Genomic DNA, 8,524 nt, shown 5'->3' with positions numbered 1-8,524 from the left:
AGCCGGTCCTGCCGCTGGCGGCGGCCGGGGAGCGGCTGGCGGGCATCACCGCGGCCGTCCGGCGCCTCAGGGAGGTCCGCGCCGCTCCCCCCGCCGTCGAGGAGCCGCCCTCACCGGCCGCGCTCCCCTCGCCGCCGTACACCGTCGAGGTCGAGGACCTGGTGGTACGACACGCGCCCGGCGGCCGGGCCGCCGTGGACGGCGTCTCGCTCACCCTCGCCCCGGGGAGGCGGGTGGCACTCGTGGGCCCCAGCGGGGCCGGGAAGAGCACCCTGCTGGCCGCCCTGATGCGGCTGGCCGAGCCGGAGTCGGGCCGGGTGCGGGTCAACGGCGTCGACCTCCGCGACCTGGCCTCCGACGACGCGCGTACGCTGATGACCGGCCTGACCCAGGACCCGTACGTCTTCCAGGCCACGCTGCGCGACAACCTGCGCCTGGCGGGGCCCGAGGCGGACGACGACACGCTGCTGCGGGCCGTGCGGGAGGCGCGGCTCGACAGGTGGGCCGAGCGCACCGGGTGGGACGCGCGGCTCGGCGAGGACGGCAGGACCGTGTCCGGCGGGCAGTTGCAGCGGCTGGCACTCGCGCGGGCCCTGCTGTACGACCCGCCGGTGCTGCTGCTGGACGAGCCGGCGGAGGCGCTCGACGAGGAGACGGCCGACACGCTCATGGCGGACCTGCTGGACGTGACCCGCGACCGCACCACGCTGCTGGTCACTCACCGGCTCAGGGGCCTGGAGCGGGTGGACGAGATCATCGTGCTGGAGGACGGCCGCGTGGTCCAGCGCGGGCCCCACGAGCGGCTCGTCGGCGAGCCGGGCTACTACCGCGACCTGTGGGAGTCGGAGGCGCTGACCCGGCGCTGACCCCGCGCTGAGTCCGGGGTGGTTGACCTGCGGAGCCTGGACCACGTAGGCAAGAAGCATGGGGACCATCGGGGGGCAGGTCGCCCGGGGGGCGGGCAACCTGCCCACGGCCACCACCAGCTTCGTGGGGCGCCGCCGTGAGCTGTCGGCGGCGAAGCGGGGCTTGTCACAGGTCCGGTTGCTGACGCTGACCGGCGTGGGCGGCGTGGGCAAGACCCGGCTGGCGCTGCGCGTCGCCGCGGACCTGTCGGGGGTGTTCCGTGACGGCGCCTGGGTGGTGGAGCTGGCGGCGGTCGAGGACCCGGCGCTGGTGCCGCAGACGGTGGCGGTGGCTCTGGGGCTGCGCGACCGGTCGGCGCGAACCCCTCTCGACGTGCTGATCGACCATCTGGCGGACAAGCGCCTTCTCCTCGTCCTGGACAACTGCGAGCATCTGCTGGACGCCTCGGCGCGGCTGGCGGAGACGCTGCTGGCCGCGGCTCCCGGGCTGCGGATCCTGGCCACCAGCCGCCAGCCCCTGGCCGTGGCCGGCGAGTACGTGCAGGCCGTGCATTCGCTGCCGGTGCCCGATCCCCTCGAGCACGTGTCGCCGGCCGTCGCGCAGCAGAGTGAGGCGGTCAGGCTGTTCGCCGAAAGGGCGGCCTTGGTGGTGGGCGATCTGCCGCTGACCGAGGCCAACAGCGAGATGGTGACGCGGCTCTGCCGGCGGCTCGACGGGATCCCGCTGGCGATCGAGATGGCCGCGGTACGGCTGCGGACGCTGTCGGTGGATCAGATCCTGGAGCGGCTCGACGACCGGTTCCACCTGTTGACCGGGGGCGCGCGCACGGCGCTGCCCCGGCAGCAGACGCTGCAGGCGACCCTCGACTGGAGCTTCGAGCTGTGCTCGGCCGAGGAGAGGGCCGCGTGGGGACGCCTTTCCGTGTTCTTCGGGACGTTCTCCCCTGCCGCGGCGGTGGAGGTGTGCGCCGGCGAGGCGATCTCCCGCGACCGGGTCCCCGATGTGCTCGCCGCGCTGGTGGACAAGTCGATCCTGGCGCGCGAGAAGCACGAGGCCCGGACGCGGTACCGGCTTCTGGAGACGGTCCGCCAGTACGGCCGCGCTCTCCTGGCCGGCACGGACGAGGAGCCGCTGGTACGGCGGCGGCACAGGGACCACTACCGGCGGCTCGTCCAGCGCGCCGAGGCGGCCTGGCTCGGCCCGCAGCAGGTGGACACGCTCATCGAGCTGGACCTGGAGCGGGCGAACCTGTGCGGCGCGTTGCTCTACTCCCTGACCGAACCGGGCGAGGCTCAGGTGGCGCTGGAGATCGGCGCCGATCTGTGGGGGTTCTGGATCTCCACGGGAGGGGTGAGCGAGTGCCGCGACTGGCTGGGGCAGGCCCTGCTGGCCGCGCCTGAGCCGACCTCCGCCCGGGCCAAGGCGCTGCTGGTGGACGCCTGGTTCGCCATCCTGCAGGGAAACCACGGGGAGGCGATACCGCGCCTGCGGGAGTCCGCCGGCCTCGCGGCGGCACTGGGCGACGTTCGCGCGATGGCCCGGGTACGGCAGATCTCCGGCGTCGCCGCGCTGTTCACCGGAGACTTCGAGGGCGCGCTCCCCCTCCTCGAGAAAGCGCTGGACGGCTACCTGGCGCTCGGCGAGGTGAACGCGGAGTGGTACACCCGCTATCACCTCGCCTTGGTGGCCACGCTGAAGGGGGACGATCGAGCGGCGGCGCTGTGCGCCGAATGCCTGAACCTGGCCGACTTCCGGCAGGCGCAGTGGTCCAGATCGCTCGCTCTCTGGGTGTCCGCGCTGGAGCGGTTCCAGCGGGGCGACAGCGCGCGGGCCGCCGACATGCTCCGCGCGGCCATCGAGCTGAAGTGGGCGGTCAACGACATGTACGGCCTGGCGGTGTGCCTGGAGGCGCTCGCCTGGACCGCGGCCGACGTGCGGCCGGACCGCGACGCGGCACGCCGGCTGGGCACCGCGCACACGATGTGGCGGCTGGGCGGGAGCACGCTCGCCCAGCTGAAGCATCTGGCCAGCGGCCATGAACGATGCGCCGCCCGGCTGCGCGATGCCTTGGGGGAAGAGGAGTTCGCGGCGATGTTCGACGAGGGCACGCTCCTCTCCCCCGAGCAGGCCGTCGAGCACGCGCTGCACGCCTGGCCCACCGGTGGCAGGCGCACCAGGGCCGTCGACCGCGGGCACCCGCACACGGACGGGCCGGAGCAGGGACCGGCCGGCCAGGGGGCCTCGACGCCGCCACGACGCCCCGGCGCCGGACCTCTCACCCAGCGGGAGCTGGAGATCGCCCGACTGATCGCCGAGAGTCTCAGCAACCGGGAGATCGCGGACACGCTCGTGATCTCCACGCGGGTCTCAGCAACCGGGAGATCGCGGACACGCTCGTGATCTCCACGCGGACCGCCGAAGGCCACATCCAGCACATCCTGAAGAAGCTCGGCTTCACCTCCCGCACGGAGATCGCCGCCTGGGTGACCGCGCAGCGCCCGTGAGCCCGGCTCGCCCTGAGTCCGCCGTGGTTGACCTGCGGGGGCTCTACCACGTAATCAGTAAGGATGGGGACCAGCGGGGGGCAGGTCATCCGTCGGCAGGGCAACCTGCCGACGGCCACCACCAGCTTCGTGGGGCGCCGCCGTGAGCTGTCGGCGGCGAAGCGGGGCTTGTCACAGGTCCGGTTGCTGACGCTGACCGGCGTGGGCGGCGTGGGCAAGACCCGGCTGGCCCTGCGCGTCGCGGCGGACCTGTCGGGGGGGTTCCGCGACGGCGCCTGGGTGGTGGAGCTGGCGGCGGTCGAGGACCCGGCGCTGGTGCCACAGACGGTGGCGGTGGCTCTGGGGCTGCGCGACCGGACGGCGCGCTCCGCCGTCGACGCCCTCACCGACTATCTCGCCGACAAGCGGCTCCTCCTCGTCCTGGACAACTGCGAGCACCTGCTGGACGCCTCGGCGCGGCTGGCGGAGACGCTGCTGGCCGCGGCTCCCGGGCTGCGGATCCTGGCCACCAGCCGCCAGCGTCTGGCCGTGGCCGGCGAGTACGTGCAGGCCGTGCATTCGCTGCCGGTGCCCGATCCCCACGAGCACGTGTCGCCGGCCGTCGCGCAGCAGAGCGAGGCGGTCAGGCTGTTCGCCGAAAGGGCGGCCTTGGTGGTGGGCGATCTGCCGCTGACCGAGGCCAACAGCGCGTCGGTGACGCGGCTCTGCCGGCGGCTCGACGGGATCCCGCTGGCGATCGAGATGGCCGCGGTACGGCTGCGGACGCTGTCGGTGGATCAGATCCTGGAGCGGCTGGACGACCGGTTCCGCCTGCTGACCAGGGGCCCGCGCACGGCGCTGCCCCGGCAGCAGACGCTGCAGGCGACCCTCGACTGGAGCTTCGAGCTGTGCTCGGCCGCCGAGAGGGCGGCGTGGGGGCGCCTTTCCGTGTTCTTCGGGACGTTCTCCCTCGCAGCGGCGGAGGAGGTGTGCGCCGGCGACGAGATCGCTCTGGAAGAGGTGCCCGGAGTGCTCGCCGCGCTGGCGGACAAGTCCATTCTGGTGCGCGAGGAGCACAACGCCTCGCCGCGGTACCGGCTCCTGGAGACGGTCCGCCAGTACGGCCGCGCTCTCCTGGCCGGCACGGACGAGGAGCCGCTGGTACGGCGGCGGCACAGGGACCACTACCGGCGGCTCGTCCAGCGCGCCGAGGCGGCCTGGCTCGGCCCGCACCAGGTGGACACGCTCATCGAGCTGGACCTGGAGCGCGCGAACCTGCGCGGCGCGTTGCTCTACTCCCTGACCGAACCGGGCGAAGCTCAGGTGGCGCTGGAGATCAGTGCCGACCTGTGGGGGTTCTGGATCTCCACGGGAGGCGTGAGCGAGAGCCGCGACTGGCTGAGACAGGCCCTGCTGGCCGCCCCGGAGCCGACCTCCGCCCGGGCCAAGGCGCTGTGGGTGGACGCCTGGTTCGCCATCCTGCAGGGAATGAAGGAGGAGGCGACGCCGCGCCTTCGGGAGTGCGCCGATCTCGCGGCGGCCCTGGGCGACGTCCGCGCGATGGCCCGGGTACGGCACATCTCCGCCGCGGCGGAGATGTTCACGGGGGACTACGAGGGCGCGCTCCCCCTCCTTGAGGAGGGGCTGGACCTGTCCCTGGCGCACGGCGAGGTCAACACGGAGTGGTACATCCGCTATTACCTGGCCCTGGCGGCGGTGCTCAAGGGGGACGATCGAGCGGCGGCACTGTGCGCCGAATGCCTGGGGCTGGCCGACTTCCGGCAGGCGCAGTGGTGCCGTTCGCACGCTCTGTCGGTGTCCGGGCTGGAACGGTCCCAGCAAGGCGACGTCAACCGGGCCGCCGACATGCTCCGCACGGCCATCGAGCTGAAGTGGCCGCTCAACGACCAGTACGGGATAGCGGTGTGCCTGGAGGTGCTCGCGTGGACCACCGCCGAGGCGCGTCTCCATCGTGACGCGGCATGCCTGCTGGGCAGCGCCCTCACCATGGCCCGGGTGGGAGGGAACCCGGGCGCCCAGCTGACACCGCTGGCAGAGGGCCATGAACGATACGCCGCCCGGCTGCGGGAGGTCCTGGGGGACGAGGAGTTCGCGGCGATGTTCGACGCGGGCGCGCGCTTCTCCCCCGAGCAGGCCGTCGAGCACGCGCTGCACGTCGGGGTCGGCAGCCGCCACCGCACCCGGGCCGTCGAACACGGGCGCCCTCAGGCGGTGGGGCACGAGCACGGACCCGCCGAGCAGGGGCCCGCGACGCCACCACGGCGCCCCGGCGCCGGACCTCTCACCCAGCGGGAGCTGGAGATCGCCCGGCTGATCGCCGAGCGGCTCAGCAACCGGGAGATCGCGGACACGCTGGTGATCTCCACACGCACCGCCGAAGGCCACATCCAGCACATCCTGAAGAAGCTCGGCTTCACCTCCCGCACGGAGATCGCCGCCTGGGTGACCGCGCAGCGCCCGTGAGTTCCTCTCTGAGTCTGTACGCGGGACGCCCATCTGGTTTAAAGTACAAACTAGTTTGATGATGAGAGAGGTTGCGATGACAGACGAAGGCGATCGGGCGCCCGGCCCGGAGGAGACGCTCAAGCTCATCGAGGCGCAGCGCGCCGCCACCGTCAGGCGGCTGAAGGGCGACCCGCTGCTGCTCTACGGGCCGTGGGGGGTCGCCTGGCTGCTCGGGTTCGGCATGCTGTTCCTGCACTACGGCCTCGACGGCGAGCCGTACGTGCGGATCACCCAGATGCAGTCGGTGTCCGTGCTGCTGAGCCTGCAGGTGCTGGCGGGGGCCGTGGCCGCGTACGGGATCACGCGGATGAGCGTGCAGACCCGCGGGGAGAGCTCGGCCCGCGGCGCGATGTACGGCTACGCCTGGTTCGCCGGGATGACCCTGATGGTGATCATCGCGATGCGGATGTCGTCGCTCCTGCCGCCGCACGAGAACGGCCTGCTCTGGGCGGGGGTGTCCATGCTGGTGGTGGGCGTCCTCTACATGGCGGGCGGGGCGATCTGGCTCGACTGGACGATGTTCTTCGTCGGCGTCTGGGTGATGGCCGTCAACGGCGTCGGCGTCCTGCTCGGCGCCGGGTGGCACGCGCTGCTGTCCGCCGTGCTCCTCGGGGGCGGCTTCCTCGCCGGAAGCCTCTGGATGAGGCGACGCGGGTGACGGCCGCGGGCGGCCTGCCCGAGCTGGACCCGGTCATCCACGCCCAGGCGAGGCTGCGCGTGGTGGCCACGCTCAACACCCTCGGCGAGCGCGACGAGATGGCCTTCCCCTCACTGAGGGACCTGCTCGACATGACCGCCGGCAACCTCTCCGTCCACCTCACCAAGCTCGAGGAAGCCGGATACGTCCGGATCACCAAGACCCACAAGGGCCGCACCCCGGTCACCTACGTCGCCCTGACCAGGCGCGGGCGGCTCGCGTTCGACGACTACACCAAGGCGATCCGCGCCCTGCTCGACACCGCTGGAGGCTCATCATGACCATCCTCGCCCGAACGGCAGAGGCCACCCGCCGCTACGGCGACGTCCTGGCCCTGGACCGGGTGTCGCTCGACATCAGGGCGGGCGAGCTGGTGGGCCTGCTCGGCCCGAACGGCGCGGGCAAGTCCACGCTGGTCAACCTGTTCGTCGGCCTGCGCAGGCCGACGTCCGGCACGGTCGAGCTGCTCGGCGGCTCGCCCCGCGACCCCCTGGTACGGCGGGGCATCGGCGTCACGCCGCAGGAGACCGGGCTGCCGGAGGCGCTGAGGGTCGGCGAGGTCGTCGACTTCGTCTCGGCGCACTACCCCCGCCGCGCCGCCCGCGACGAGCTGCTCGAACGGTTCGGCCTGCGGGACCTGGTCAGGCGGCAGATCGGCGGCCTGTCGGGCGGGCAGAAGCGGCGGCTGGCCGTGGCGCTGGCGTTCGCGGGCGAGCCGAGGATGGTGTTCCTCGACGAGCCCACCACCGGTCTGGACGTCGAGGCCCGGCGCGCCCTGTGGGACGGCATCAGGGCCTTCCACGACGGCGGCGGCACCGTGCTGCTCACCAGCCACTACCTGGAGGAGGTCGAGGCCCTGGCGCAGCGGGTCGTGGTCGTGGGCCACGGCCGCGTGCTGGCCGACGACACCGTCCGGGCGATCCGCGACATGGTGGGGGTGCGGCGGGTCACGCTGGCCGCCGCCGCGCTGCCCGAGCTGCCGGGCGTGCTGGGCGCCGAACGCGAGGACGGGCGCGTCCACCTTCTCACCACCGACCCGGACGGGCTGGTCGTGGAGCTGGTGCGCAGCGGCACGGCGTTCTCCGGGCTCGAGATCAGGCCCACCACGCTTGAGGAGGCCTTCCTCGCCATCACCTCGAAGGAGACCGCGCATGCCTAGCCTCGTCCTCGCCCACACCCGCTACCAGATGCTGGAGCAGATCCGGGTGCCGATCGGGCTGATCTCCAGCGCGTTCTTCCCGGCGGCGGCGATGCTGGCGTTCGTGGTGCCGTTCGCGGCGGACGACCCGGTGGCCGCCACGCGGGCGACGGGGTCGATGATGATGGTCGGCGCCATGTCGGCGGCGCTGATGGGGCTGAGCATCTCGGTCGCGCAGGACCGCGAGCAGCCCTGGAACCCCTACCTGCGCACGCTGCCCGCCGGGCCGCTGCCCCGGTTCGCCGGCCGGATCATCACCACCATGGCGATCATGCTGGTCGCGGTGGTGCCGGTGCTGGTCATCGCGGGCCTGTTCACCGAGGCCGCCATCACGGTGCCGAGGCTGCTGCTCGGGCTGGCGGCGCTGCTGGGCGGAACGCTCCCGTTCATGCTGGTGGGCCTGTTCCTGGGGTTCCTGCTGTCGTCGAAGGCGGCCATCGGGGTGTCGCAGGTGCTCTTCTTCCCCGTGGCGATCCTGGGCGGGCTGTTCCTGCCGCCGGAGATCATGCCGGGGTTCGTGCGGGCCGTCTCGCCGTACATGCCGAGCCGGGGCGCGGTGGAGCTGCTCTGGAGCGCGACCACCGGCTCCTCCCCCCATCCGGTGGGGGTGGTCATGCTGGGCGTGTGGACGGCGGTCGCGGCGGTGGCGGCGGCCTGGGCGTACCGGCGCGACGAGGGCCGCCGCTTCTCCTGAGCCGCTGTGACCGCAGGCCCGAACGGGGGGTGTGCCGCCGAGTCCGCAGCGATCTCGAC

At 72.9% G+C, this 8,524-nt stretch carries 8 protein-coding genes; all 8 read left to right on the top strand.

Going from position 1 to position 8,524, the window contains the following annotated elements; translation table 11 throughout:
- A partial coding sequence (locus DQW85_RS07360) for an amino acid ABC transporter ATP-binding/permease protein (RefSeq protein WP_162794806.1) occupies positions 1-866 on the top strand: 866 nt, incomplete at its 5' end.
- Positions 867-924: 58 nt separating this feature from the next.
- Positions 925-3,267, top strand: coding sequence for a winged helix-turn-helix domain-containing protein (locus tag DQW85_RS44255; RefSeq protein ID WP_162794805.1), 2,343 nt, complete (start codon positions 925-927; stop codon positions 3,265-3,267).
- Positions 3,264-3,371 (top strand): LuxR C-terminal-related transcriptional regulator, encoded by a 108-nt coding sequence (locus tag DQW85_RS46655; RefSeq protein ID WP_240196993.1) that lies wholly within the window; start codon positions 3,264-3,266, stop codon positions 3,369-3,371. Before DQW85_RS44255 ends, DQW85_RS46655 begins: the two co-directional genes overlap by 4 nt.
- 63 nt (positions 3,372-3,434) lie before the next feature.
- Positions 3,435-5,834 carry a LuxR C-terminal-related transcriptional regulator gene (locus DQW85_RS07350; RefSeq protein WP_113699631.1) on the top strand — a complete coding sequence of 800 codons (2,400 nt, stop codon included), beginning with the start codon at positions 3,435-3,437 and terminating at the stop codon, positions 5,832-5,834.
- Between the two features lie 76 nt (positions 5,835-5,910).
- Complete coding sequence (locus tag DQW85_RS07345) at positions 5,911-6,534, top strand: transporter (RefSeq protein WP_113699630.1); 624 nt, start codon at positions 5,911-5,913, stop codon at positions 6,532-6,534.
- Positions 6,531-6,854: a transcriptional regulator gene (locus DQW85_RS07340; RefSeq protein WP_240196992.1), complete on the top strand. Its 324-nt coding sequence runs from the start codon at positions 6,531-6,533 to the stop codon at positions 6,852-6,854. The genes DQW85_RS07345 and DQW85_RS07340 overlap by 4 nt, the downstream gene beginning before the upstream one ends.
- Entirely contained in the window at positions 6,851-7,732 is an 882-nt protein-coding gene (locus tag DQW85_RS07335; RefSeq protein WP_113699629.1) for an ABC transporter ATP-binding protein, read from the top strand. The genes DQW85_RS07340 and DQW85_RS07335 overlap by 4 nt, the downstream gene beginning before the upstream one ends.
- Positions 7,725-8,465, top strand: coding sequence for an ABC transporter permease (locus DQW85_RS07330; RefSeq protein ID WP_113699628.1), 741 nt, complete (start codon positions 7,725-7,727; stop codon positions 8,463-8,465). The genes DQW85_RS07335 and DQW85_RS07330 overlap by 8 nt, the downstream gene beginning before the upstream one ends.
- The last annotated feature ends 59 nt before the right edge of the window (positions 8,466-8,524 follow it).

Origin of the sequence: Nonomuraea lactucae (assembly GCF_003313395.1) — a bacterium.
GTDB classification, from domain to species: Bacteria; Actinomycetota; Actinomycetes; order Streptosporangiales; family Streptosporangiaceae; genus Nonomuraea; species Nonomuraea lactucae.
This window is presented reverse-complemented; position numbering and strand designations above follow the sequence as displayed.